Source organism: Aeromonas piscicola (genome assembly GCF_000820005.1).
Taxonomy (GTDB): domain Bacteria; phylum Pseudomonadota; class Gammaproteobacteria; order Enterobacterales; family Aeromonadaceae; genus Aeromonas; species Aeromonas piscicola.
The window spans coordinates 989-1,228 of record NZ_CDBL01000008.1 but is presented as its reverse complement, the minus strand read 5'-3'; the positions used below and the strand labels follow the sequence as shown (position 1 = coordinate 1,228).

Here is a 240-nt window from a genome sequence, read left to right as displayed (position 1 = left end):
CTTTTTCAAAGATGTCGGCGACGGTGAAGATATCTTTGTCGCCACGGCCGGAGAGGTTGACGATGAGCACCTGCTCTTTCTCCGGTTCACTGCGGGCCATCTTGAGGGCGTGAGCCAGCGCGTGGGAGGACTCCAGCGCCGGGATGATCCCCTCGGATTTGGCCAGCTCCTGGAAGGCGTCCAGCGCCTCCTTGTCGGTGATGGAGACATACTCGGCGCGGCCGATGGAGGCCAGATGGG

Annotated in this window: 1 pseudogene; it reads right to left on the bottom strand. The window is 62.1% G+C overall.

Features of this window, described 5'->3' with window-relative positions:
• Positions 1-240, bottom strand: a pseudogene (locus tag BN1128_RS01930) (pyridoxal-phosphate dependent enzyme); the annotation flags it as partial.